Raw genomic sequence first — 23,348 nt, 5'->3', positions numbered from 1 at the left:
CTCCTTGGACTACTACTTCAGGCCGGCGACTGACAGCGTCGGATGGAACGCCTGGCCGCGCTAGTTTGCATTTGTTGGCGCCTGGACCAGGCCCGCCCCAACGTCCACGGGGTCCGTGCCGGCCTTGAGGGGCTTGAACGTTCCGGAAGCGATGAGTTTGGCCTGGAGGAGGACGGGGCTGAGGGGTCCCTGCGCCAGGAGCCGTTCAGCCCACAGGGCCGCCACGCCGGCCACGTGCGGGGTGGCCATGCTCGTCCCGCTGATCGTCTTGGTTCCGCCGTTGAGCCAGGCGCTGAAGACCCCGACGCCGGGACCGGCCACCGTGGCCATCGTGTTCGAGAAGGGGGCCACGGTAAGTCCGCCGCCGCCGTCGGCCAGGGCGGCCACGGACGTAATACCGAAGGCCGCGGCCGGTGGGGCCACATTGATCTCATATGCGGGGTTGCCGGTGCGTTCGCTCTCATTGCCGGCGGCTGCGACCACGATCGTCGTCTGGGCGACGGAGGCCCGCGCGTTGAGAAGGTTGGCGAGCTGTTCGAACAGCCGCACGTTGGCACGGTAGCCTTCAAGCGCTATGGAGGTGGCGGCGGGAATGGACAGGCCGTGCACCTTCACCAGCTCGTCCACCCAGCCCGGGAAGTCGATGCCCAGCGACATGGAGATGACGTGGGCGCCGTTGTCGGCGGCCCAGAGCATGGCGGAGGCCAAGATGTCGCTGCTGCCGCCGTTGGGGCCTCCGAGAACTTTGCCGATCACCGCTTTCTGGACGCCCGTTGCGACGCCGATCCTCTGCCCTGAGATGTCGCGGCCAAAGATCGTGCCGGCGCAGTGGGTGCCATGGCCGTTGTCGTCTTCGGCGCTGCCGGCGCCGGTGAAGTCTTTTGTGACCAGGTTGACGCCGGCGAAGGCCGGGTGGTTGGCGGCGATGCCGGTGTCCAGGACCGCGACCGTCACCCCGGCACCGGAGAACGGCGAGGTGTGTGCGCCCACGGCCTTGACGCCCCACGTTGCCGCCGCGGACGGTGCAGTATCGGCGTCGAAGGGTTCGATGAGTTTCATGGGCATGGCGGGAGCGAAGCCGAGGACCGTGGGGTCGTTCCGCAGGGCGTTGAGAGTTGAGCCGGAGGGGTTCTCGTCACTTTCCACCGTCATGCTGACAGCGCGTTCGGCGATGTTCTGGGCGGTGCTTTCGAGCCCCGGCGACGCCCCCGGTCCATCGAACGGGTCACGGGTTGCGCCGAGGGAAGGCGCGCGCAGAATCATGATTTTCTGGTTGAACAGGTTGGACATCCTGGGCTCCTTGGCCTCTACACGGAACGGTCTGCGCCAGTGGCGCAGCTGCGGCAGTGAACGTATCAGCGGCGTGGTGGTCCCACACGTCGCCAGTTTTACGCCCGGAAGCGTTACATCAGCGTTACTGCGTGCAGCGCATGGACCGAAAATCGTCCACCCCGCGCTATCGTTTTCCGTAATGCGCGGGCCGGGCGGCGCGCCAGGCATTGGGCACTGCAACGGCTCCACAACCTGCATCGTGAAGGGACTCTGGTGGGCGTACTGACGGAAGGCAAGCTGAAGTGCCTGTCCACGGGCTCGGTGTGGGCGGAGGGGCCCGTGTGGGTTCCGTCCTCGCAGACCGTGCGGTGGAGCGATATTCCCAACAACCGCATCCTTGAGTTCGAGGCGGCCACGGGTACCACCCGTGAATACGCCACCGGAGCCGGGTTCACCAACGGCCGGACCCTCGACGCCGACGGCAGCGTTGTGCAGTGCAGCCACGGAAGCCGCCGCGTCGAGCGGGACGTCGGGGGGACAGTGACAGGACTGGTTGACTCCTTCCAGGGCAGGCGGCTGAACTCACCCAACGACGTCGTGGTTGCCCGCGACTCCAGCGTCTGGTTCACCGACCCGCCCTACGGGATCCTTCCGGGAACCAGGGAAGGGCACGAGGGGGAGCAGGAGTACGGGGGCTGCTACGTGTTCCGGTTCGAGCCTGGCCCCGGGTCCCTCACTGCTGTGGTGACGGACCTCGTGTATCCGAACGGGCTGGCGTTCTCGCCTGATGAGGCGGTCCTTTACGTGACGGACACGGCCGGTCCGGACCACGGAGTGCCGCTGCGGATCGCCTCCTACGACGTGCGGGGCGGCGCGTGCACACGCCGTGCTCCCGCCGTCGAACTTGACGAAGACCATGCTGCCGACGGCTTGCGCGTGGACGTCCAGGGGCGGATCTGGACCTCAGCCGGGCCGGAAGTGCGTGTCTATTCACCGTCATTCGAACTCCTGGACACGGTACGCGTGCCTGAAAAGGTATCGAACGTGTGCTTCGGAGGCCCGGACGGCCAGGACCTCTACATCACCGCAACCACCAGCCTTTACCGGATCCGCACCACTACCCGGGACTCAGCTGCCCGGTCCACCAACTGACACAAAAGAGGCCAACCATGCACTACAGAACCCTGGGAAACAGCGGCACGGTCGTGTCCACCCTCGCGCTGGGAACCATGACGTTCGGGGCGGAGGCCACAGAGGAATCATCACACGCCATCTTGGACAGCTATTTCGACGCCGGCGGCAACTTCATCGACACGGCTGACGTCTACAGCACGGGAGTTTCGGAAGAGATCATCGGACGCTGGCTGGGCAGGCGTCCGGACCTCAAGGACACTGCGGTGATAGCCACCAAAGGCCGTTTCCCGATGGGGACGGGACCGAACGACGTCGGAACGTCCCGCCGGAGGTTGATCCGCGCCCTGGACGACTCGCTGCGGCGCCTCGGCGTGGAACAGATCGACCTGTACCAGCTGCACGCCTGGGACCCGATCACCCCGCTCGAGGAGACGCTGCGCTTCCTTGACGACTCGGTCAGCCGCGGAAAGATCGCCTATTACGGCTTCTCCAACTTCCTGGGGTGGCAGCTGACCAAGGCCGTCCACCTTGCCCGCGCCCACGGCTGGACTCCGGCGGTGACCCTGCAGCCCCAGTACAGCCTGCTGGTGCGGGACATTGAATCCGAAATCGTCCCCGCCGCGCTCGACGCCGGTATCGGGCTGCTGCCATGGTCACCTTTGGGAGGCGGCTGGTTGTCCGGCAAGTACAAGCGGGACCAGGCCCCCAAGGGTGCAACACGGCTCGGCGAGAACCCCGAACGCGGCATGGAGGCCTGGAAGGCACGCAACAGCAATCCCGGCACCTGGGAGGTCATCGGTGCCGTGGAAGACATTGCGGCCGCCCGCGGAGTGAGTCCTTCCCAAGTGGCGCTGGCGTGGCTCCTGGACAGGCCTGCTGTGACCTCGGTGATCCTGGGTGCCCGCACCACGGAGCAGCTCGCCGACAACCTTGCCGCAGCGGGCCTGCAGCTCAGCACGGAAGAGGCCGGCCATTTAACCCGGGTCAGCCAGCCCCGGACAGGGGTCTATCCGTACGGCCCGATGGCGGACGAGCAGCGCAGCCGCAGGATCGAGGGTGGACGGTAGCACCCGGCGGACCACCTTGTAGCGCACGTGTGTCACCAACCGCGTGCCTTGAAGGTCCTGCCGGCACGGGGCTACGATTGCCGGCACCTGCCACCAAAGGAGACGGCCATGGGTGCGGCATCTGAACGGGAACCATCCCCGGTTGAGCTGATGGTTGACCTCATCATTTCGCTTGACGGCTGTGCCTCGGCGGAGGGATGGCCCGGCTGGTGGGGCCTTGAAGGGCCGGAGTACCTGGCCTGGCTCGAGCAGGAGGGCCACAAGGAGTGCACGTACCTTCTGGGTGCGAACACCTACCGGCTGATGTCCGGCATGTCGGAGGAAGCCGCGGCAGGAGGCACGGGGTTTTCCGACGAAGAAGGGGCGAGCCTTACCGGCCTTGCAGCCGTGCCCAAGGTCGTCTTTTCCTCCACGCTGCAGGGGCCGCTGCCCTGGCCGAACTCGACGCTGGTCAGCGGGGACGCCGTGGGGGCCGTGAAGGACATGAAACGGAACGGCACCGGTCGCCTGAGCACCCTCGGCAGCCTGAGCCTGTGCCGGTCGCTGCTGAACGCCGGCCTGGTGGACAGGTTCCGGCTGGTGGTCTTTCCTGTCATCACGGGCCGCACCGGCAGGGAACGGATCTTCGACGGCTATCCGGACGTTGCGCTCGAGATGGTGGACAGCCGGACCTTCGACGGGAGGCTGCAGCTGCTCGACTACATCCCCACGGTCCTGGACGGTCCGGGACAGTCTGGCGGGGGCAGCGACTGACCCGCGGAGCGCCCCGGCGGCGGATGCCCCGCCACATGAACCACGATGACGGGCCGGCACCGGGCACACTTGATGGCATGACTGATACCGATGCCGTAACCACCCAGCGCTCAACAGTGGAGGAATGGACGCGTGCCCTGGCGGAGTCCAAAGGTTCACCGGGCGGAGGTGCCGGGACCGGGGTGATGCTTGCCATTGCCGCATCACTGGCATCAATGGTTGCCGGCTACACGGAACCGCAGGAGGACCAGCGGGCAGAACTCGCCTCCCTGCATGCCCGCGCCCATGCTCTTCGGGAGGCCGCCCTTAAATTGGCCGACGACGACGCTGCCGCCTCCGAAGCGTTCGGCGCCGCCTTTCGGCTCGAAAAGGGCCCGGAACGGGATCAGGCGATCCACCGCGCCTCCGTCGATGCAGCCAGGGCATCGGCCTTCCTGGGGGAGCGGGCTGTCGCTGCCATTGACGACCTTGGCTGGCTTGCCGCCAACGGCAACCCGGCGCTCATCGCCGATGTCGTCGTCGGATTCGGCGCCCTGAGGGCGGCGGTAGCGGGGGCGCGTACGAACGTCAGCTTCGACCTTGCCACCCTCCGGTCTGCCGGGGCCACGCTGGAGCAGATCAGGGAACAGCACCCGGGCCTGTGGTCGGCCGTTGAGCAGTTGACCGCAGCCCTCGAGCGCATTGACCATCTCACCGCAGCCGTGGATGACCGGGCAGCGCCCACCGACCTGGACTGACCTCCCGCACCACTGCCAGGCCGCTTGTGAAGGGTCCCGCCCGGTACCATTAAGGGATGACCAGGGCGGTCCGGGATCCACGCAGCACCTTTTCGCCGGCACGGAAAGTGCGGGGCTTGTTGCGCCGGGTACCGGTGTGGAGCTGGCGGCTCCTGATGGCGGGCGTGAGCTCCCGCGAACGGGCCAGGTTCAACACGGATCCCCGCACCGACGTCGATTACGTCCATGACATCCCCTACGCAGACGACGGGGCTGCCGGGCACCGGCTCGACGTGCTCACGCCCCGGAACACCGTGCTTCACGGGGCCAGGGCCCTTCCCGTCTACGTGTATTTCCACGGCGGAGGGTGGACCTCCGGGGACAAATCGGCCGTCACCAAGTACTGCGCCAACCAGGCGTCGGGCGGGATGGTGGTAGTCAACGTCAACTACCGCAGGCCGCCCCGCTTCCACATGGGCCATGTGCTCCATGACGCCAACGCCGCGGTAGCGTGGGTCCGCAGCAACATTGGGCGTTACGGGGGTGATCCCGAATGCGTGGTCCTGGGTGGCGACTCCGCCGGGGGACAGATCGCCGCTTTGCTCACGGCTGCCACGGTGCGGCCCGAGCTCGCAGCACACTACTCCCTCCGCCCTGCCGTGGCCGGGCATCACCTGAGGGGCCTTGTGCAGCACTGCAGCGTGGTTGATTTTTCCGTGTTCTTCAAGAGCGGCTTCATCATGAGCCTGAACTTTGTCCGCATGCTGCTGCCCCCGGCAGGCCCGGCACGGAGCCGGATCCGAAACCCCTTCACCACGCCGGAATCCATCGAACGGCTGAAGACCCAGGCCGGCTTCATGTCCCCCATCGAGTGGCTCGACGAGCGGTTCCCGCCGGTATTCGTCACTACCTCGGAACGTGACTTCCTGTACGAGGCCAACATCAATTTCATCAGCAGGCTCACATTCCACGGCGTTCCGGTGGACACCCTGATCTACCAGTGGTCCAACGCCAATACGGAACACACGTGGCAGCAGGACTACCGTTATCCGGAATCCCAGGAGGTGTACCTCCGGCTGCACGACTTCGTCCGTAAGGTCACGCAGCGCCCCGCGGCCCACGCCTCTGACGAAACGCGGGCATCGGGGCTATCTTGGGACGATGGGAGCCCAGGACCAGCCGCCGTTGGGGGTCAGCCCTGACGAGTTCGGTTCGGCCCGCGTGGACGAGGCTGCCCTCCTCGATGCAGGGCTGGGCGACGTCGACTGGGCCAGCCCGCCGCCGGGATCGCGGTCCTTGCGGATCCCGGCACCCAGCGGGCAGCTCGCGGCACGGGCCATGGGCAGCCCCCTTGACCCCTGGATCATCCTGGTTCCGGGCGCCACGGGCTCCAAAGAGGACTTTTCGCTGATGATGCCGGACCTGGCCGCGGCCGGCTACTTCGTGCTGAGCTACGACATGGCCGGCCAGTACGAATCGGCGGCGGCGGGACCCGAAAACCTGGTGCCGCCACGGCTGCACTACGACTACGGACTCTTCGTGGGCGACTTCCTTGCCGTCCTTGAAAGTGCCGGGAAACCGGCCCACGTGGTGGGCTATTCATTCGCCGCGATCGTTGTCCAGATTGCCTACTCGCAGCGGCCGGACCTGTTCCGGACGCTCACGCTCCTGAGCTGTCCGCCGGAGCCCGGGCAGAGCTTCCGGAGCGTGAGCCGGATTGGCAGGTTCAGCAGCTGGGCCAATGGACGGATCGGTGCGGCCCTGCTCATCTGGGGCATCCGACGGAGCTTCGTCCGCGTGCCCAGGAGCCGGCAGAAGTTCGTCAACTACCGGTTCCGCTTCACCCGGCGCGCTGCGGTCCGTGACATCTACGTGCTGATGAAGAACGTCCCGGACCTGCGCGGCCTCCTGGCCGCCGCGGACCTCCCGAAATTCGTGGCGGTGGGCGAACACGATCTCTGGCCCTTGCAGCTGCACCGGCTGTTCGCGCAGGCCATTGGTGGCAGGATCGCCGTTTACCGGGGCGGGCACAGTCCGTGCGAGACGTCCCCTCACCAGTTCAGCCGCGATCTTCTTGCCCTGTACGCGAAGGACAGCGGGCCTGCGTGAGCGCTATCCGCCGTCGCCTGTTCCTGCCCGCCTGCGCCGGGCCTCCCGCCCCCGCCGTGCCCGTACCCGCTTCCGGCGGCGCCGGAGCGGAGGTTCCTCCCCGAACTCCACCCGGAAGGTGGTCAGCGACATGCGGATATGGCGGCGGAAGGACGGCCAGCTGGTAAGCGGCCGGGAGGAGATGCCCATCGCCAGGGTGGGGTCATAGATAACCGTCATCTCCGGGCGGAGGTGGTACGAGATGTCAAGGTCGTCGTGGACATCGGCGTTGTCCCTCACCACGCTTCCGCCGATCTCCTGCCACACCGCCCGCCGCAGCGCGAAGTTCGACCCGTAAACGGGCGTATGGCCCAGGAGGAATCCCACCACCGAGAAGTAACCGCCCAGGAAGACATGCCTTCCGGCCCACCGGACCCAGCGGCGCCCGCCGTAGAACTCGCCGGGTCCAGTCACCAGGGACAGCGGGCCCGCGGCGCCAAGGACGGTTTCCACCCGTTCCAGCCAGTCCGCCGGGGGCCTGGAGTCCGTGTCCAGCCGGGCAATGATGTCTCCCGCCGCCGCATCGAAGCCGGCAGCCGTGGTTGCCGGAATGCCCGCCACATCGACGGGAATCCGCCGTACCCCGGCTGCGCTGCAAACGGCGGCGGTATCGTCGCTGCTGGCATTGTCCACCACGATGATCTCGTCCGCGGGCCGGGTTTGCCGGGACAGCAGGTGCAGGCACGCCCTGAGCATTGCGGCGTCATTGCGGGTGGGAATGACCACCGAGACTGTTAGCGCGTTCCCTGCGGGCTCCCTGGACACGCCATCACCTCCATGTTCCACGCGGCAACCTCTGCACCAATGCTGGGGGATGGAAGCGCGCACCGGCAGGGGCTTTTGTCACCCATAGTGCGGGGCTACGGTGGAGGGGTGACTGATCGTCCCGATATCTTCACCGCTGGTGAATTGCGTGCCTCCGGCCACGTCCTCAAGGACCTGCGCCAGGAAATCCGCGGAAACCTGCTCGCCGCGCTCGCGGCCGGCAAGGATCCGTGGCCGGGGATCTACGGCTTCGGCCGGACGGTGCTTCCCCAGCTCGAGCGTGCCCTGCTTGCCGGGCATGACGTGGTCCTGCTCGGCGAGCGGGGGCAGGGCAAGACGCGGCTCCTGCGCACCCTGGCCGGGCTCCTGGATGAATGGTCACCCATCATCGAGGGGTCCGAACTGAATGAACACCCGTTCGATCCGATTACCGAGCATTCCCGCGCCCTTGCCCTGACCGAGGGCGACCGGCTGCGGGTAGCCTGGCGCCACCGGTCGGAACGCTACGTGGAGAAACTCGCGACGCCGGACACCTCCGTTGCGGACCTCATTGGCGACGTCGACCCGATGCGGGTGGCCGAGGGGCGGCGCCTCGGGGACCCGGAAACCATCCACTACGGCCTTGTCCCGCGCTCTAACCGCGGCATCATCGCCATCAACGAACTGCCGGACCTTGCCGAACGGATCCAGGTGTCCATGCTCAACGTGATGGAGGAGCGGGACATCCAGATCCGTGGCTACGTGCTCCGGCTTCCGCTGGACGTGCTGGTGGTCGCGTCCGCCAACCCGGAGGACTACACCAACCGCGGCAGGATCATCACGCCGCTGAAGGACCGCTTCGGCGCGGAGATCAGGACGCATTACCCCATAGAGCTCGACGACGAGGTGTCCGTGATCCGGCAGGAGGGGCACCTGGTGGCCGACGTCCCGCCGGTGATCCTCGAAATCCTGGCCCGCTACGCCCGTGCGCTGAGGCAGTCCCCGGCGATCAACCAGACCTCCGGGGTGTCGGCGCGGTTCGCCATTGCCGGCGCCGAAACAGTGGCCGCCGCGGCCCTCCGCCGAGCCAGCATGCGCGGCGAAGCCGAGGCCGTCGCGCGGATCGTGGACCTGGACACCGCCGTTGAAGTCCTCAGCGGCAAGATCGAATTCGAATCCGGTGAGGAAGGGCGTGAACAGGCCGTCCTTGACCACCTCCTGCGCACGGCCACGGCCGAAGCTGTGCGGGCGCATTTCCAGGGCCTTGACCTGGGCCCGCTGGTGGCAGCGCTGGACGGGCACACCACCGTGACCACCGGGGAGCACGTGACAGCACGTGAATTCCTCGGGAACCTGCCGTCCTTGAACGGGTCCGGGCTTTACGACGAGATCGGCAGCCGCCTCGGCGCCGGGAACGAGGGCCAGCGGGCCGCCGCCATCGAACTGGCGCTGGAAGGGCTCTACCTGGCCCGGCGGATCTCCAAGGAGTCCGACGACGAAGAAACGGTGTACGGCTAGGGCGCCACCGTGCGTGGCAGGGCAGATGGCTGAAGCGAGGGACGGGCGGCACCATGAACATCCATAACCATTCCGCCAGGTACGGCCGGTACACGGGCGGTCCGGATCCGCTCGCGCCCCCTGTTGACCTCGCCGAGGCGCTGGACGCCGTCGCCGAGGACGTCATGGCGGGGTACTCGCCCCGCCACGCCCTGCAGGAGTTCCTCCGGCGCGGCGGGCGGAACCGGGAAGGACTGGATGACCTCGCCAGGCGCGTCCAGCAGCACCGCAATGACCTGCTGGCCCGCCACAACCTGGACGGCACCCTCAACGAGGTCAAGAAACTCCTGGACACTGCCGTCCTGGAGGAACGCAAGCAGCTGGCCCGCGATGCCATGATGGACAATACGGAGCGCGCCTTCCGGGAGCTGCAGCTGCAGAACCTGCCCGCATCCACAGCCGCGGCGGTGAACGACCTGGCCTCTTACGACTGGCAGTCCGGCGCTGCACGGGAAGCCTACGAACGGATCAAGGACCTGCTGGGCCGCGAGGCCCTGGACCAGCGGTTCGCCGGCATGAAGCAGGCGCTGGAGGGTGCCACGGAGCAGGACCGGGAAGCTGTCAGCGCCATGCTGCGCGACCTGAACACGCTGCTGGACAAACACCGGCGCGGCGAGGATACGGATGAAGACTTCCAGGAGTTCATGGCCAGCCACGGCGGCTTCTTCCCTGAAAACCCCCAGTCGGTTAAGGAGCTGATTGACGCCCTTGCCACGCGGGCCGCTGCTGCCCAGCGGCTCCTGCAGTCCATGTCCCGGGAGCAGCGGGAGGAGCTGATGAACCTCTCGGCCCAGGCGTTCGGCTCGCCGGAACTCATGGCCCAGCTCGGCCAACTCGACGACAACCTGCGCGCCCTCCGCCCCGGCGAAGACTGGACAGGCTCGGAACGCTTCGAGGGCCAGGAAGGGCTGGGCCTCGGCGACGGCACCGGTGTGCTCCAGGACATCGCCGAACTGGACGGGCTGGCCGAACAGCTCTCCCAGTCCTACAACGGCTCCACCCTCGGCGACCTGGACCTGGATGCCCTGGCGCGCCAGGTCGGGCAGGACGCCGCCGTCACCGCCCGCACGCTGGCCGACATCGAACGGGCCATGCAGGACGGCGGGTACCTGAGGCGGGGCGCGGACGGGGACCTGCGGCTCTCACCGCAGGCCATGCGGCGGCTGGGGAAGTCCCTGCTGCGGGATACGGCCAAGCAGCTGTCAGGGCGGCAGGGGCGCCGGGATACCCGGGTTGCCGGCGCGGCCGGGGAGCAGACCGGATCCAGCCGTCAGTGGGAGTTCGGGGACGCAGAGCCCTGGGACGTCACCCGCACGCTGACCAACGCGATCAGCCGCACCGCTGCCGGCGGCGGAACCCCTGGCAGCGGCCTCCGCCTCACCCCGGCGGACATCGAAGTGAGCGAAACTGAAGCGCGGACGCAGGCCGCCGTCGTCCTCCTTGTGGATGTGTCCTTTTCGATGGCGGCCGAGGGGAGATGGGTTCCGATGAAACGCACCGCGCTGGCGCTGCACCACCTGGTCTCCACCCGTTTCCGCGGCGACAGGCTGGAACTGATCACGTTCGGCCGCCATGCCCAGGCAATGGACATCGAGGGACTCACCGCCCTCCCGCCGCTGCGGGAGCAGGGAACCAACCTGCATCACGGATTGCTGCTTGCAGGCCGTTTCTTCCGCAGACACCCGTCCATGCAGCCTGTCCTCCTGGTGGTGACCGACGGCGAACCTACAGCCCATCTGCTGCCGGAGGGCGAGGCGTGGTTCTGCTGGCCCTCCGACCCGGAAACCATCCGAGTCACGGTCGCGGAGCTCGACCGGCTGGGCAGGGCCGGCACGCAGGCCACATTCTTCCGGCTGGGGGCCGACCCCAGCCTGGAACGGTTCGTCCAGCGCATGGTGCGCAGGGTGGGCGGCCGGGTTGTCGCTCCCGAGGCAGGGAATCTTGGCGCCGCGGTGGTGGGGGAGTACCTGCGGGCACACTTCCGGGGACAGGCCTTCGGGGACTCCGACTGGGCGTCCTAGCCGGGGCAGCCGGCAAAGTGCCGGAGCCGTTGCCCCCTTCCCGGGCTGATTCATGTGAGGATCGAAGCATGCCTGACCGCCTCATGCTGCTGGACACCGCATCGCTGTACTTCCGCGCCTTCTACGGACTGCCGGACACGATCCGCCGCGCGGACGGCACACCGGTCAACGCCGTCCGCGGACTGTTGGACATGATCGCCCGGCTCACCACGGACTATGGGGCAACGCACCTCATTGCCTGCTGGGACGACGACTGGCGGCCGCAGTGGCGGGTGGATCTCCTGCCCACCTACAAGGCCCACCGGGTGGCGGAAGCCGTCACTGGTGCCCCGGACGTCGAAGTTGTTCCGGACGCGCTGGAGGCGCAGCTTCCCATGATCCGCCGGGTTCTTGAGCTCGCCGGCATTGCCATTGTGGGTGCCCCCGACCATGAGGCCGACGATGTCGTGGGCACCTATGCGAGCCATGCGGACCTTCCCGTCGACGTGGTCACCGGCGACCGCGACCTCTTCCAGGTCTGCGACGACGAACGGCAGGTCCGCGTGATCTACACCGCCCGCGGCATGAAGAACCTCGAGGTCATTACCGAAGAAGTGGTGGTGGCCAAGTACCGGGTACTGCCCCAGCAGTACGCCGACTACGCAACACTGCGTGGTGACGCCTCCGATGGCCTGCCCGGGGTTGCAGGAATCGGCGAAAAAACCGCGGCCTCGCTGCTGCTGAAATACGGAACCCTGGAGGGCCTGCTGGAGGCGGCCGGGCATCCCGGCAGCGGCATGGCTGGCCCCGTGAAGGCCAAGCTGGCCGCCGCCGCGGACTACCTCTCGGTGGCCCCCGCCGTGGTGAGGCTGGTGCGGGACCTGGACCTGCCGAGTCCCGAACAGGCGGGTGCGGAACTGAACCCCGTGCCGGATCAACCACGGGCCGAACTCGAACGGCTCGCCACTGAGTGGAACCTGGGCGGCTCGGTCAGGCGGCTCCTGGCGGCGCTTGACCTGCGGCAATAGGCCCGGCGGGTTACGGCGGATGTAGCCGCATGACCCCTGGTTTCGGTTCGCGTCGGCCCGTGTCAGCGTGCTTGAAGAGCCGGGTTAGGCGATGGTTTGGTGGGGTAACGATCCACACGAGAGGCCAACTTCATGACAGCCACATCAGATCTTGCACCCCGCCGACTCCGGGACATCTTGGGGACCTTTGCTACCGGGCTGACCGTCATCACCAGCTCAACGGACCAGGGGCCGGCCGGTTTCACCTGCCAGTCGTTCGCATCGTTGTCCCTGGAACCTGCGCTCGTCACGTTCAGCCCTGCCCGCACCTCCAGCACCTGGCCCCTGCTGCGGAGAGCCGGGTCCTTTACCGTCAACGTCCTTCCGGCCGGCCACCAGCACCTTGCAGGACAGTTCGCGCGGTCCGGTGCGGACAAGTTTGCCGGCGTCAGCCACACTGCCTCCCCTCTGGGGAATCCCATCCTGGACGACGCCCTGGCCTGGATCGACTGCGAACTCCATGCCGAGTACGACGGCGGCGACCACACCATCGTGGTGGCGGCTGTCCGGCACCTGAGCGCCCGCCAGGACGCAGAACCGCTGGTCTTCTTCAAGGGCCGGTACGCCGGGCTGGCCACCGCGGAGCGGCTGCTCGAAGCTGCCGGCTGATCCATCCGGCGGCGGGCACAGGGGGCCGCAGCGGCTGTTTTCCCGCCGCGCCACGCTTGCATCATCCATTTCAGGTAGTAAGCTTGCTGACCATTAGTACTAAGCTTGCTGATTAATTGGAGTGGCGGGAGCGGGTCGAATGAGTGCAGTTGTTGTTGCCATCTGGTCCCTGGTGGCCGCAGCCGGAGCAGGCCTGGCCGCCAGCGCTCCGTACGGCGCCGTGGGCCACGGGGGACAGTACCTCGCCGGCCATGTGCTGCTCGGACTCGGCCTCGGCCAGTTGTTGGCGGCCGTGGTCCGGTATGCCATTCGGCGGATGGTTGCCGGAACGGCAGCCCGGACGTCACCCGCGGCCCTTTCCGGGGTTCCGGCACTGCAAGCCGCTGCCGTACCTGCAGGGGACAGGGCTGCGGGGGACAGCGCAGCCGTGACCGTCCTCTACCCCCGGCCTGCCGCCGTCGTTCCCTTGCGGGGCAGGCATGCCGCCTGACCATCTGCTGCCGGGTGGGGCGCAGGGCTCCCCGCCAAGGCGCCCACACCGAAGGTCATGGACCGGGCTGGCCGCCGCAGTGGCCGCGGTCGCCCTTGTTGCAGGCGCCGTCAGTGTTTCTCCGGGTATGGCCGGTGCGGGGTCGGATGGGGCCACCCTCCGCGGTTTCCAGATCCGCGTTCTCAACGTTACCCAGGCCGCTGCGGAGAACAGGCTGGACGGGGTTCTCGATGCCCTTGAGGCGCTGGAGCGGGACCTCGACCTGGCGGCCGGCCAGGGTTCAATCTCCGCGGCCCGGTACCGGGGCATCGATGCTGCACTGGAGGCTGTCCGGGCTGATGTCACCCGCACCCTCACCGCGCAGTCAGCCTCTGCCGCAGATGCCGCAGCAGCTGTCGCGGCGGCGGAGACGCCAACGGTGAACGTCGCCGCGCCTGAGCCGGCGCCGGCACCGGAAACCCAGCCTGTCCAGCCCCGGCCGGTCCCGCTCCAGCCGGAAGCGCCCGCCGCCGCTGCGGGGCCGGCACCCGAACCCGCGCCGCAGGAACAGAACCTTCCGGAGGCCGCCAAGGAGGCCAGGGAAAAGGGCAAGGGCGCCGGAAAGCCCTGAAACATCCGCTGTGATGGGCCCGGTGCCAGGGAACCCTGCGCCCGGAACCCCGTGCCTGGCGGGGCTCGTTGTCCGCAACGGACTGACGGGCCGGGCAAAATGGAGGCATGACTTCCCCCAGCGGCCCGCCGGTGCCCCAACCCGGCCGGGCCTTCGACCTCCCGGCCATCGGCGCCGGCCTGCCCTTTGCCGGCTCGCTCGCGGCTTTGGCCGAAGCGCTGGGCGATGGCGCGGCGGGAGGAACGGCGGTAGTCCAGGCGCCGCCGGGAACGGGCAAGACCACACTGGTTCCACCACTTCTCGCCAACCTCGTGGCACGCCCTCCGGCCGGCGCCCCCGCAGCGCCCCGCAGGATTGTTGTCACCCAGCCGCGGCGGGTCGCCGCCCGCGCCGCAGCCCGCCGGCTCGCTGACCTTGACGGCAGCCCGCTAGGCAGCCGTGTGGGTTACACGGTGCGGGGAGAGCGCCGGACTGGACCCGAGACCCTTATCGAATTCGTCACGCCCGGCATCCTGCTGCGACGCCTGCTGGCCGATCCGGACCTGACGGCGGCCGGCGCAGTGGTTCTGGACGAGGTGCACGAACGCGGCCTGGAAACGGATCTACTGTTTGGCATGCTCACCGAAGTCCGCCAGCTGCGCGGCGACCTCACCGTCGTCGCCATGTCCGCCACCCTGGACGCCCCCAGGTTCGCTGCCCTGCTGGGAGACCACGACGGCGGCGGGCCGGCTCCCGTTGTTGGCTGCCCCTCGGCCCTCCATCCGCTGGAGACGGAGTGGTGTCCTGCGCCCGGCCCGCGGTTGGACGGCAGGGGAGTGACGCGTGCTTTCCTGGATTTCATCGCAGACACCGCCGCCGGGGCCCACCGGCAAGCGCTGGCAATGGACCGCGCTGCCGACGCGCTTGTCTTCGTCCCGGGGGCCTGGGAAGTGTCCCGGGTTGCGGCGGGGCTCCGAAGCCGGGTGGGCCCGGGGACTGACGTGCTGGAACTCCACGGCAGGGTGGGCCCGGCCGAGCAGGACCGGGCGGTGTCCGGCCGCCGGCCGGGGGAGAACCCGAGGATCATCGTTTCCACGGACCTGGCCGAGTCGTCGCTGACCGTGCCGGGGGTCCGGCTGGTCATCGATTCGGGGCTGTCCCGTGAACCGCGGCGCGACGCCGCCCGGGGAATGAACGGGCTGGTGACGGTTTCCTGCTCCCGCGCTTCTGCCGACCAGCGTGCGGGACGCGCGGCCCGCCAGGGACCCGGGACCGTGGTCCGCTGCTACAGCCAGCAGGCGTTCGGCGCCGCCCCGGCCCACGTGACCCCGGAAATCACCGTGGCGGACCTTGCCGGAGTCGCCCTGATGATGGCGTGCTGGGGGTCACCGCGCGGGAAGGGCCTCGCACTGCCGGACTCCCCGCCGGAGCAGGCCATGGAAGATGCCATGGAAATCCTGCTCGAACTTGGTGCCGTGTCCGGGGATGGCCACGCGACCGCGGCCGGCAGGACCCTGGCGGGCCTTCCGGTTGATCCGCGGCTCGGCCGCGCATTGCTCGACGGCGCCGCTGCCGCCGGTCCCGGGGCGGCAGCCGAGGTGGTGGCCGCCGTGGCTAGTGACGCGCGCGCTCCCGGTGCGGACCTGCCGCGCCTCCTGTCCGACCTCCGAAGCGATAAGGGACCGGCCGGCCGGCGCTGGGCAGACGAAAGCCGCCGCCTCCAGGTCCTGGCGCAGCAAGGAGGGCTGCTGGCTGACATTCCCGGCCTCCCGCCTCTCGCCGGCGGGACCGCACTGGTGGGCGCCGTCGTCGCCCTCGCCTTCCCGGACCGCGTGGCACGCAGGGTTCCCGGCGACGGTCCCGAGCGGTACCTGCTGTCCTCCGGCACCCGGGCCGGACTCCCTGCTGGAAGCAGCCTTGCCGGGCACGAATGGCTGGCAGTGGCTGAGGTGTCCCGAGGCGAAGGCAGGGACTCGGCCGGTACCGGTGCCGTGATCCGCGCCGCAGCCCCGCTCTCCGCCGACCTCGCCGAATCAGCCGCATCCCACCTCCTGGTCGAGAACGTGGAGGCGGCCTTGACGCAGGGCCGGGTCACCGCGCGCAAAGTCCGGCGGCTGGGCGCTATTGTCCTCGCGTCCACCCCCGTGCGGCCGTCGCCTGCCGAGGGCCGCGCCGCGGTGGCAGCAGCGCTGCGGAAGGAAGGACTCGCCGCCCTCGCATGGTCGACGACGGCGGACGCCTTGCGCAGGCGGCTCGCCTTCCTGCATCGCGAGCTGGGGGAGCCGTGGCCGGACGTGTCGGAGGCCGGACTCCTCCGCAGGCTGCAGGACTGGCTGGGACCCGAGCTTGAGTCGTTTGCGGCCGGCGCGGACGTCAACATGATTAACCTTGCCGAGACCCTGCGGCGGCTGCTTCCGTGGCCGGAGGCAGCCAGGATGGAGGAGCTCGCGCCTGAATCACTGGAAGTTCCCAGCGGCTCCAGGGTGCGGATTGACTACCCCGAGTGGTCTGATGTGACGGCGCCGCCGGTGGTGGCCGTCAAACTCCAGGAGTGTTTTGGCCTGGCCGCGACGCCCCGCCTGGTCAATGGCCGGGTGCCGGTGCTGTTCCACTTGCTCTCACCGGCCCGGCGGCCGCTGGCTGTCACCGGGGACCTGGCGTCCTTCTGGTCCGGACCCTACGCCCAGGTCCGGGCCGAAATGCGGGGCCGCTACCCCAGGCATCCCTGGCCCGAAGATCCCTGGTCCGCGCCCGCCACTGCACGGACCAAGCAGCGAAAGTAGCGTCCCGCCGGGACGGCCTCCCCGGCCCGTGAACCGTGCGTGAGATGTCCGATACACGCTTGTTACTTCGCGTCGACGTGCTGAAACATGCGCCGCGTAGGCTCGTTTCCACCTGGACAGAGTGGTCCACACGCAGACATGGAAGGACCTACAGATGTTTCTCCTCAACAACCTCAATCTCCTGCTCGACGGCCGCCGGAGCGATGACAGCCGGTTCCCCACGGGCGGAACCGGAAGCACGGAATTCCCCGAAGGACAGCTCACTTCGTCAGCCTGGGAAGGATGGTGGCACGAAGAAGCCGCCTGACAGCCGGTCTTCGGCCGGCCCGGCCCCTGGAACGCCTCCGGCCTCAGCCGGAGGCGCGGACAAAGCGGGCCACCGGCTCCGCCAGGGAGGCGCCCACCTCTGCCGCGGAACGCTTGAGGCCTGCCACCGCAAAGGAATGGTCACCGCCGTCCACCCACTGCAGGACGGCTGAGGGTCCGATCCTGCCCACCACATCCTCCAGGAGTCCGGGGGTAGCGAACGTGTCCCGGCTGCCCTGCAGAAAAAGCATGGGCGCAGTGATGCCGTACAGGTGTTCGTCCCGGAGCTTGTCGGGCTTCCCCGGAGCATGCAGGGGGTAACCCAGGTACACCAGCCCGGCGGCTTCCATCCCCTCCGCGACGGCCATGGAGGCCATCCGTCCGCCGAACGATTTACCGGCCGCCCAGAGCGGGCCGGTGTCGCCGTGGTCCGCCGCCCGCTCCGCCGCCGCCGCCATAGCGGCCCGCCAGGCGGTGATGGCGGCAGGCGGACGGTCCGGAAATTTCCGCCCCGCCTCCCGGTAGGGGAAGTTGAAGCGCAGGGTGGCAATGCCCAGGGAGTTCAACCCATCGGTGAACCCGCGCAGGAAGGGGTGCTCCATGCCTGCGCCGGCACCATGGGCCACCACCACGGTGGCGGACGGACTGTCGGGGCGGGCGTACGCGGCAGACACCGTGCCCTCGCCCACAGCGATGGAAAAGTCTGATTCTGTAACGGACATGCCTCCATCTTGCCGGACCGGCTGCGCAAATCTGCCGGGCCTCCGATGCAGGGGTGTACGTTGTCCCCATGGCGAGTGAACAGACCACCCTGACAGTCCCGGGCCCGCACGGCGAGCGCGAAATGCGCATCTCGAGCCCCAGCAGGGTGATCTGGCCCGAACCCGGAATCACCAAACTCGACCTGGCCCGGTACATCACTGACGTCGGGGACGCGTTCATCGCTGCCAATGGCGGCAGGCCAGTGGCGCTGCAGAGGTTCTCGGGCACCATCGAGGGGGAAATGTTCTTCTCCAAGAACCCGCCGAAGGGCGCCCCTGAGTTCATCCGGTCCACGCCCGTGGTGTTCCCGAGCGCCCGCTCACATCCCATGCTGATACTTGACGAGCCCGCCGCCGCGGTGTGGGCAGTGCAGATGAACACCATCGTGTTCCACCCCTGGCCGTCACGCGCGGACAACACGGACAACCCCGACCAGCTCCGCATCGATCTTGACCCCCAGCCTGGAACGGATTTCGACGACGCCGTCCCGGCTGCCGTGGCGCTGAAGGAGGTGCTGGCAGAGGCAGGCCTGGAATGCTTCATCAAGACCTCCGGAAACCGGGGCCTGCACGTGTACGCGCCCGTCGAACCCACCAGGGAATTCCTTGACGTCCGGCATGCCGTGATCGCCGCGGCCCGGGAGCTGGAACGCCGCATGCCGGACAAGGTCACCACGGCCTGGTGGAAGGAAGAGCGCGGCCAGCGGGTGTTCGTGGACTTCAACCAGGCGAACCGGGACCGGACCATCGCAGGCGCCTACAGCCCGCGGCCGCTGGCCCATGCGCCAGTGTCCTGCCCCATCACCTGGGACGAGTTGGGACACGTGGACCCGAAGGACTTCACCATCCTGACCGTGCCGGACCGGCTTAAAACGGTCGGTGACCCTTGGGCCAAAATGCACAGCAAGCCGGGGACCATCGATACCCTGCTCGAATGGTGGGACCGCGACCTCAAGTCCGGGCTGGGCGAACTCCCCTTCCCGCCGGACTACCCCAAAATGCCGGGCGAGCCGCCCCGGGTGCAGCCCAGCAGGGCGCGGAAGCAGGACTAGCCCGCCCGGAAGGGGCTGGCCGCCGCCAGTAACTGCGGCCGGGGCGGAGAACCGGGCCGTCTATTCGAAGCGGGACGGGTCGCCGGTTCCGCGCCGGACCACTTCTGCCACCCCGGAGGAGTAGTCGATCACGGTGGTGGGTTCGGAACCGCAATCGCCGGCGTCGATCACGGCGTCCACCTGGTGGTCCAGGCGTTCCTTGATTTCCCACCCCTGGGTCAGCGGATCCTCCTCGTCGGGCAGCAGCAGGGTGCTTGAGAGCAGCGGCTCGCCCAGTTCTGCCAGCAGCGCCTGGACCACGCGGTTGTCCGGGATCCTCACACCCACGGTCTTCTTCTTGGGATGCAGCAGGCGCTTGGGAACTTCCTTCGTTGCCGGAAGGATGAAGGTGTAGCCGCCCGGGGTGACTGCCTTGATGCTGCGGAAGACATCGTTCCCGATGTTCACGAACTGTCCCAGCTGGGCAAAGTCCCGGCAGACCAGCGTGAAGTGGTGCTTGTCGTCCAGCCGGCGGATGCTCCTGATCCGGTCGAGGGCGTCCCGGTTGCCCACCTGGGCGCCCAGCGCATAGCAGGAATCCGTGGGGTAGGCGATCAGGCCGCCGTCGAGCACTATCTTGACCGCCTGGGTGATGGCGCGCGGCTGGGGGTCCTGGGGGTGAACGTCAAAGTATCTGGCCATGCCCCAGAGCCTACGGCCCAGCCGGACTCTTGTGCACCACCCGTCCCTTTTCCCCTACCACCGGCACCTGCTTTGAGGCAGGATGGTGACTGGTTCCACCATGTCCCGTCCCCACGCCAAGGAGATCCATCATGCCGACCACCCTCAATCCCTACCTCAGCTTCCGCGACAACGCCCGCGAAGCGATGAACTTCTACCAGTCCGTCTTCGGCGGGGAGTTGACCCTGAGCACCTTCGGGGAGTTCCAGGCCAGCGACGATCCTGCGGAGTCGGAGAAGATCATGCACGGCATGCTCACCACCAGCAAAGGGATGGTGCTGATGGGCGCCGACACGCCGAACAGCATGGGGTATACGCCCGGGGCGTCCATTTCCATCTCCCTCAGCGGAGACGATGAAGCAGAACTCCGCGGCTACTACGAGAAGCTCAGCGGCGACGGCGGAACGGTGACCGTGCCCATGGAGCAGTCGCCGTGGGGTGACATTTTCGGCATGTGCACGGACCGCTTTGGCGTGGCCTGGCTGGTCAACGTCAACAGCGCCCAGGGCGCCGCGGGAACTCCCCAGGGCTGATCCGCCGTCCGGCGTGTGCCGTTTCCTGGGGTGGAGGCGGGTTCTTGAGGAGGGTGCCGGGCGGTGCGAGGATTGACGCGTGGAATCCCTCTTTGAGTTCCTTGACGATAAATGGTGGCTGGTCTTCCCCGCGATGGCCTTTGCCGGGCATTGGACCAACTCGCTGCGCAAGGCCGGCGAACGGCGGCACCGGCGAAAAGTGGAGCTGTACAAGCTCAGGAACCAGTCCCGCGAACTCGAAAGGGCCTCGGCAGCGGACGTTGAAGCGCTTGTTGCCACCCACGACGCCATCAATAAGCGCTGGCTGGATTATGAGCTGGACGTGGGGAAGCTCATCGATTTTCCGCTCATGACCGATGTCCGCGAACCGCTCACTGTCGCCTTCCTCCGGGCGAAGAGGGAGGCGGACGGCCAGCGCCCGGATTCCCCGGAGGACATGACCTCGCCCTCGCGGCTGGAAGCCTACCGGAAGGCGGTCAACAGCTTCGCGGTGGCGCTGGACGTGGCCGAACGTGAAGCCCTCCGGATCAGGGACAGCAAGTTCACCGGCCCGGAACGCGAACGCCTTGCCACTGCCCGGCAGTTGCTGAGGATCGCCGGGGACCATGCCGCAACGCCAGCCGAGCGGCAGGCAGCCTATAAGCGCGCCCGCCGCGAACTCGATGGCCTCATCGTCCTGCCCGATGCCACCCTTGCCGCCCTGGAACGGCAGGCAGCGCCAGGGCTTGACGCCGGCCGGGAACCGTCCGATTTCCGCCACCGCTAGGTTCCCTGGACCACCGGCCGTGACCCGCACGCTCTATATCGACGTCGACGGCGTTATCTGTCCTTTCGGACCGGAAGGCGCCAGCGGCTGGGGAACCGGCTGGAAAAATTCCACCGCGGGGCTCCTGCCCGTGGCCTACGCGCCGGAACTGGTGGACGCGTTCAACAGGATCGCCGCCACGCCAGGGGTGCGGTGCGTCTGGCTCACCAGCTGGGAAGAACTCGCCCCGCAGTACCTGTGCCCGGCCATCGGCCTGGACGGGGCACGGTGGCCCTACCTGACGGCGGATGGAGCGGGTACGGGCGACGGCTGGTGGAAGCTTGCGGCCATTCAGGACGATGTGGAGGAGACCGGCCCGGAAGCCGTGGCGTGGATTGACGACCAGCTCGCATTCGAGGCAGAAGCGCAGTCCTGGGCCAGGCTCCTGGGCCGCCGGATCCTGGCCCTGTCCCCGGACCCGCGGCGCGGAATCTCGCCCGCCGAACTGCAGCGGGTGCAGTCATTTCTGGTGCGGCCGTTGTTTTGACCTGATGCCGGGGACGCGTACGATCGATAAGGTTTCACGCCGGTTGTGTTAACGCCACAGGTCATTCCAAGCGAACAGCTGGTGAATTATGCTGTGCAAGGCAGCCGGGGGAGATGAAACTGCTGAACGTCGACTCTGCAGATTGGGCAACAGGTGGATATCACCTTCATGGTGGCGCTGGTCATCGCACTGGCACTATTTTTCGACTTCACGAACGGCTTCCATGACACCGCGAATGCCATGGCCACGCCCATTGCGACCGGTGCCATCAAGCCGAAGACCGCGGTGACCCTGGCGGCCATCCTGAACCTCGTGGGCGCGTTCCTGTCCACCGAGGTGGCCAAGACGGTCTCCGGCGGAATCATCCGGGAAGGGTCGGACGGGATCCAGATCACCCCGGACATCATTTTCGCCGGCCTCATGGGCGCCATCCTCTGGAACATGATCACGTGGCTCAAGGGCCTGCCGTCGAGTTCCTCGCACGCGCTGTTCGGCGGTCTGATCGGCGCCGCGATCGCCGGCATCGGCTTCAACTCGATCAACCTCGAGGGCCTGATGCAAAAGGTCATCCTCCCCGCCATCTTCGCTCCGCTGATCGCCGGCATTGTCGCCTACATCTGCACGCGGCTGGCATACGCCCTGACGTCCCGGCATGATCCGGAGACCGGCAGCAAGCTCACCCAGAAGCGCGGCGGTTTCCGTACGGGACAGATCTTCACCTCAAGCCTGGTAGCCCTGGCCCACGGCACCAACGATGCCCAGAAGACCATGGGCATCATCACCCTGGTGCTGATCGCCGCCGGCACCCAGGAACCCGGATCCGGTCCCCAGTTCTGGGTGATTGCCGCGTGCGCCCTCGCCATCGCCGTGGGCACCTACGCCGGCGGATGGCGCATCATCCGCACCATGGGTGCCGGCCTCACCGAAGTGAAGCCCGCCCAGGGTTTCGCGGCCGAGACCAGCACCGCGTCCGCGATCCTTGCGTCCTCGCACCTCGGCTTTGCGCTCTCCACTACCCAGGTGGCGTCCGGTTCCGTGATCGGATCCGGCATGGGCCGGAAGGGAACCAGCGTCCGCTGGAGCATGGTGGGCAAGATCGCCCTTGGCTGGCTGTTCACTCTTCCTGCCGCAGGCATTGTGGGGGCCCTGACCGCCCTGCTGGTCAAGACCGGTGTGATCGGCGTCCTGATCGCCGCCGTTGCCGGCACGGCAGCTGTCCTCTTTATGTTCTTTTACTCTCGCAAGTCCGCAGTCGGCCACCACAACGCCATCGAGGTGGAGGAAGCCGGCCAGGCCGTGCGCTTCGCCAAAAAGAAGGCCATGGCGCGTGCGCGCGCCCACGCCAAAGCCAAGGCCCAGGCAAAGGCTGACGCTGACGCCAACAACCAGAAGGAGACTCAGCGATGAAGTGGTTGGAACTCCTGACCGTTGCCGGCGCCACCCTGGCCGCCGCGGTTACAGTTGTGGTCCTCTACTCGCTCGGCGTTCGGCTCACCGCCATCGCCGCTGACGTCCAGCAGACGTCCCCGGGTATCAAGCGGTCGCTTGCCTACATTTGCTTCGGCCTGTGCAGCCTGGCGGTTCTTTTCGGCCTGTACCTGATCATTCCGTACTTCTCCGGCTGACCAGGCCCCTTTCCTTCCCCAGGTCGACGCCGGCAGTGCCGTAATCGGTCTGGCGTGAGCCGGTTTCTGCCCACCCGTTTCTGGTCCAGCCAGTCTCTGGCAGGCTCTGGCGTGGTTGGCTAGGCTTGGC

At 67.8% G+C, this 23,348-nt stretch carries 24 protein-coding genes; 20 read left to right on the top strand and 4 right to left on the bottom strand.

Going from position 1 to position 23,348, the window contains the following annotated elements; genetic code table 11:
* Positions 1–60: 60 nt before the first annotated feature.
* On the bottom strand, positions 61–1,290 hold the full coding sequence (locus NFU08_RS01255) for a S8 family serine peptidase (RefSeq protein WP_251420184.1): 1,230 nt from the start codon (positions 1,288–1,290) through the stop codon (positions 61–63).
* 255 nt (positions 1,291–1,545) lie between these two features.
* Here NFU08_RS01255 and NFU08_RS01250 point away from each other — a divergent pair, with 255 nt between their 5' ends.
* The 6 genes from NFU08_RS01250 (at position 1,546) to NFU08_RS01225 (ending at position 7,051) form a co-directional block, all read left to right on the top strand.
* The gene (locus NFU08_RS01250) at positions 1,546–2,424 is read left to right on the top strand and encodes an SMP-30/gluconolactonase/LRE family protein (protein ID WP_374724840.1); all 879 of its coding nucleotides are present in this window, start codon (positions 1,546–1,548) and stop codon (positions 2,422–2,424) included.
* A 17-nt stretch (positions 2,425–2,441) separates the two neighbouring features.
* On the top strand, positions 2,442–3,473 hold the full coding sequence (locus NFU08_RS01245; RefSeq protein WP_251420183.1) for an aldo/keto reductase: 1,032 nt from the start codon (positions 2,442–2,444) through the stop codon (positions 3,471–3,473).
* A gap of 108 nt (positions 3,474–3,581) precedes the next feature.
* A complete protein-coding gene (locus NFU08_RS01240) occupies positions 3,582–4,226 on the top strand; it encodes a dihydrofolate reductase family protein (RefSeq protein ID WP_251420182.1) in 645 nt (214 codons plus the stop codon).
* A 77-nt stretch (positions 4,227–4,303) separates the two neighbouring features.
* Positions 4,304–4,963 carry a cyclodeaminase/cyclohydrolase family protein gene (locus NFU08_RS01235; RefSeq protein ID WP_251420181.1) on the top strand — a complete coding sequence of 220 codons (660 nt, stop codon included), beginning with the start codon at positions 4,304–4,306 and terminating at the stop codon, positions 4,961–4,963.
* A gap of 56 nt (positions 4,964–5,019) precedes the next feature.
* Positions 5,020–6,144 (top strand): alpha/beta hydrolase, encoded by a 1,125-nt coding sequence (locus tag NFU08_RS01230; protein ID WP_251420180.1) that lies wholly within the window; start codon positions 5,020–5,022, stop codon positions 6,142–6,144.
* Positions 6,104–7,051: an alpha/beta fold hydrolase gene (locus NFU08_RS01225; protein ID WP_251420179.1), complete on the top strand. Its 948-nt coding sequence runs from the start codon at positions 6,104–6,106 to the stop codon at positions 7,049–7,051. The genes NFU08_RS01230 and NFU08_RS01225 overlap by 41 nt, the downstream gene beginning before the upstream one ends.
* A 3-nt stretch (positions 7,052–7,054) precedes the next feature.
* Here NFU08_RS01225 and NFU08_RS01220 read toward each other — a convergent pair whose 3' ends face one another.
* A complete protein-coding gene (locus NFU08_RS01220; protein ID WP_251420178.1) occupies positions 7,055–7,855 on the bottom strand; it encodes a glycosyltransferase family A protein in 801 nt (266 codons plus the stop codon).
* 108 nt (positions 7,856–7,963) lie between these two features.
* On the opposite strand from NFU08_RS01220, the gene NFU08_RS01215 reads away from it, so the two are divergent.
* From NFU08_RS01215 to NFU08_RS01180, 8 genes are all read left to right on the top strand, one after another.
* Positions 7,964–9,352: a sigma 54-interacting transcriptional regulator gene (locus NFU08_RS01215; protein ID WP_251420177.1), complete on the top strand. Its 1,389-nt coding sequence runs from the start codon at positions 7,964–7,966 to the stop codon at positions 9,350–9,352.
* A gap of 53 nt (positions 9,353–9,405) precedes the next feature.
* A complete protein-coding gene (locus NFU08_RS01210; RefSeq protein WP_251420176.1) occupies positions 9,406–11,412 on the top strand; it encodes a VWA domain-containing protein in 2,007 nt (668 codons plus the stop codon).
* Between the two features lie 68 nt (positions 11,413–11,480).
* Positions 11,481–12,419 carry a 5'-3' exonuclease gene (locus NFU08_RS01205; protein WP_251420175.1) on the top strand — a complete coding sequence of 313 codons (939 nt, stop codon included), beginning with the start codon at positions 11,481–11,483 and terminating at the stop codon, positions 12,417–12,419.
* A gap of 132 nt (positions 12,420–12,551) precedes the next feature.
* Positions 12,552–13,067 carry a flavin reductase family protein gene (locus NFU08_RS01200; protein WP_174174645.1) on the top strand — a complete coding sequence of 172 codons (516 nt, stop codon included), beginning with the start codon at positions 12,552–12,554 and terminating at the stop codon, positions 13,065–13,067.
* Positions 13,068–13,206: 139 nt separating this feature from the next.
* The gene (locus NFU08_RS01195) at positions 13,207–13,557 is read left to right on the top strand and encodes a hypothetical protein (protein WP_174174643.1); all 351 of its coding nucleotides are present in this window, start codon (positions 13,207–13,209) and stop codon (positions 13,555–13,557) included.
* Positions 13,547–14,167 carry a hypothetical protein gene (locus NFU08_RS01190; RefSeq protein WP_251420174.1) on the top strand — a complete coding sequence of 207 codons (621 nt, stop codon included), beginning with the start codon at positions 13,547–13,549 and terminating at the stop codon, positions 14,165–14,167. Before NFU08_RS01195 ends, NFU08_RS01190 begins: the two co-directional genes overlap by 11 nt.
* Before the next feature lie 107 nt (positions 14,168–14,274).
* Positions 14,275–16,929 (top strand): ATP-dependent helicase HrpB, encoded by a 2,655-nt coding sequence (hrpB, locus tag NFU08_RS01185; RefSeq protein ID WP_251420173.1) that lies wholly within the window; start codon positions 14,275–14,277, stop codon positions 16,927–16,929.
* Positions 16,930–17,083: 154 nt separating this feature from the next.
* Entirely contained in the window at positions 17,084–17,236 is a 153-nt protein-coding gene (locus NFU08_RS01180; protein WP_174174637.1) for a hypothetical protein, read from the top strand.
* Between the two features lie 43 nt (positions 17,237–17,279).
* Here the strand turns inward: NFU08_RS01180 and NFU08_RS01175 are convergent, their stop codons facing one another.
* On the bottom strand, positions 17,280–17,957 hold the full coding sequence (locus NFU08_RS01175; protein ID WP_251420172.1) for an alpha/beta family hydrolase: 678 nt from the start codon (positions 17,955–17,957) through the stop codon (positions 17,280–17,282).
* Between the two features lie 68 nt (positions 17,958–18,025).
* On the opposite strand from NFU08_RS01175, the gene ligD reads away from it, so the two are divergent.
* Entirely contained in the window at positions 18,026–19,048 is a 1,023-nt protein-coding gene (gene ligD, locus NFU08_RS01170) for a non-homologous end-joining DNA ligase (RefSeq protein ID WP_174174633.1), read from the top strand.
* 60 nt (positions 19,049–19,108) lie between these two features.
* On the opposite strand, the gene NFU08_RS01165 is transcribed toward ligD, so the two are convergent.
* On the bottom strand, positions 19,109–19,729 hold the full coding sequence (locus NFU08_RS01165; RefSeq protein WP_174174631.1) for an L-threonylcarbamoyladenylate synthase: 621 nt from the start codon (positions 19,727–19,729) through the stop codon (positions 19,109–19,111).
* Between the two features lie 131 nt (positions 19,730–19,860).
* On the opposite strand from NFU08_RS01165, the gene NFU08_RS01160 reads away from it, so the two are divergent.
* The 5 genes from NFU08_RS01160 to NFU08_RS01140 all read left to right on the top strand — a co-directional run bounded on the left by NFU08_RS01160 (position 19,861) and on the right by NFU08_RS01140 (position 23,218).
* Positions 19,861–20,301: a VOC family protein gene (locus tag NFU08_RS01160; protein WP_251420171.1), complete on the top strand. Its 441-nt coding sequence runs from the start codon at positions 19,861–19,863 to the stop codon at positions 20,299–20,301.
* Positions 20,302–20,380: 79 nt separating this feature from the next.
* Positions 20,381–21,067 (top strand): hypothetical protein, encoded by a 687-nt coding sequence (locus NFU08_RS01155; protein ID WP_251420170.1) that lies wholly within the window; start codon positions 20,381–20,383, stop codon positions 21,065–21,067.
* A 19-nt stretch (positions 21,068–21,086) separates the two neighbouring features.
* On the top strand, positions 21,087–21,593 hold the full coding sequence (locus tag NFU08_RS01150) for an HAD domain-containing protein (RefSeq protein WP_251420169.1): 507 nt from the start codon (positions 21,087–21,089) through the stop codon (positions 21,591–21,593).
* Between the two features lie 153 nt (positions 21,594–21,746).
* On the top strand, positions 21,747–23,000 hold the full coding sequence (locus NFU08_RS01145) for an inorganic phosphate transporter (RefSeq protein WP_285835558.1): 1,254 nt from the start codon (positions 21,747–21,749) through the stop codon (positions 22,998–23,000).
* A complete protein-coding gene (locus NFU08_RS01140; RefSeq protein WP_066275545.1) occupies positions 22,997–23,218 on the top strand; it encodes a hypothetical protein in 222 nt (73 codons plus the stop codon). Before NFU08_RS01145 ends, NFU08_RS01140 begins: the two co-directional genes overlap by 4 nt.
* Positions 23,219–23,348 lie beyond the last annotated feature (130 nt).

Source organism: Pseudarthrobacter sp. NCCP-2145 (assembly GCF_023708005.1).
GTDB lineage: Bacteria > Actinomycetota > Actinomycetes > Actinomycetales > Micrococcaceae > Arthrobacter > Arthrobacter oxydans.
This window is presented reverse-complemented; position numbering and strand designations above follow the sequence as displayed.

Coding starts and splice junctions, on each gene's coding strand:
- ligD (WP_174174633.1), top strand. CDS start 18,026: ATGGCGAGTGAACAGACCACCCTGACAGTCCCGGGCCCGCACGGCGAG.
- hrpB (WP_251420173.1), top strand. CDS start 14,275: ATGACTTCCCCCAGCGGCCCGCCGGTGCCCCAACCCGGCCGGGCCTTC.
- NFU08_RS01225 (WP_251420179.1), top strand. CDS start 6,104: ATGGGAGCCCAGGACCAGCCGCCGTTGGGGGTCAGCCCTGACGAGTTC.
- NFU08_RS01240 (WP_251420182.1), top strand. CDS start 3,582: ATGGGTGCGGCATCTGAACGGGAACCATCCCCGGTTGAGCTGATGGTT.
- NFU08_RS01140 (WP_066275545.1), top strand. CDS start 22,997: ATGAAGTGGTTGGAACTCCTGACCGTTGCCGGCGCCACCCTGGCCGCC.
- NFU08_RS01165 (WP_174174631.1), bottom strand. CDS start 19,729: ATGGCCAGATACTTTGACGTTCACCCCCAGGACCCCCAGCCGCGCGCC.
- NFU08_RS01255 (WP_251420184.1), bottom strand. CDS start 1,290: ATGTCCAACCTGTTCAACCAGAAAATCATGATTCTGCGCGCGCCTTCC.
- NFU08_RS01235 (WP_251420181.1), top strand. CDS start 4,304: ATGACTGATACCGATGCCGTAACCACCCAGCGCTCAACAGTGGAGGAA.
- NFU08_RS01210 (WP_251420176.1), top strand. CDS start 9,406: ATGAACATCCATAACCATTCCGCCAGGTACGGCCGGTACACGGGCGGT.
- NFU08_RS01180 (WP_174174637.1), top strand. CDS start 17,084: ATGTTTCTCCTCAACAACCTCAATCTCCTGCTCGACGGCCGCCGGAGC.
- NFU08_RS01195 (WP_174174643.1), top strand. CDS start 13,207: ATGAGTGCAGTTGTTGTTGCCATCTGGTCCCTGGTGGCCGCAGCCGGA.
- NFU08_RS01160 (WP_251420171.1), top strand. CDS start 19,861: ATGCCGACCACCCTCAATCCCTACCTCAGCTTCCGCGACAACGCCCGC.
- NFU08_RS01245 (WP_251420183.1), top strand. CDS start 2,442: ATGCACTACAGAACCCTGGGAAACAGCGGCACGGTCGTGTCCACCCTC.
- NFU08_RS01205 (WP_251420175.1), top strand. CDS start 11,481: ATGCCTGACCGCCTCATGCTGCTGGACACCGCATCGCTGTACTTCCGC.
- NFU08_RS01190 (WP_251420174.1), top strand. CDS start 13,547: ATGCCGCCTGACCATCTGCTGCCGGGTGGGGCGCAGGGCTCCCCGCCA.
- NFU08_RS01200 (WP_174174645.1), top strand. CDS start 12,552: ATGACAGCCACATCAGATCTTGCACCCCGCCGACTCCGGGACATCTTG.
- NFU08_RS01230 (WP_251420180.1), top strand. CDS start 5,020: ATGACCAGGGCGGTCCGGGATCCACGCAGCACCTTTTCGCCGGCACGG.
- NFU08_RS01175 (WP_251420172.1), bottom strand. CDS start 17,957: ATGTCCGTTACAGAATCAGACTTTTCCATCGCTGTGGGCGAGGGCACG.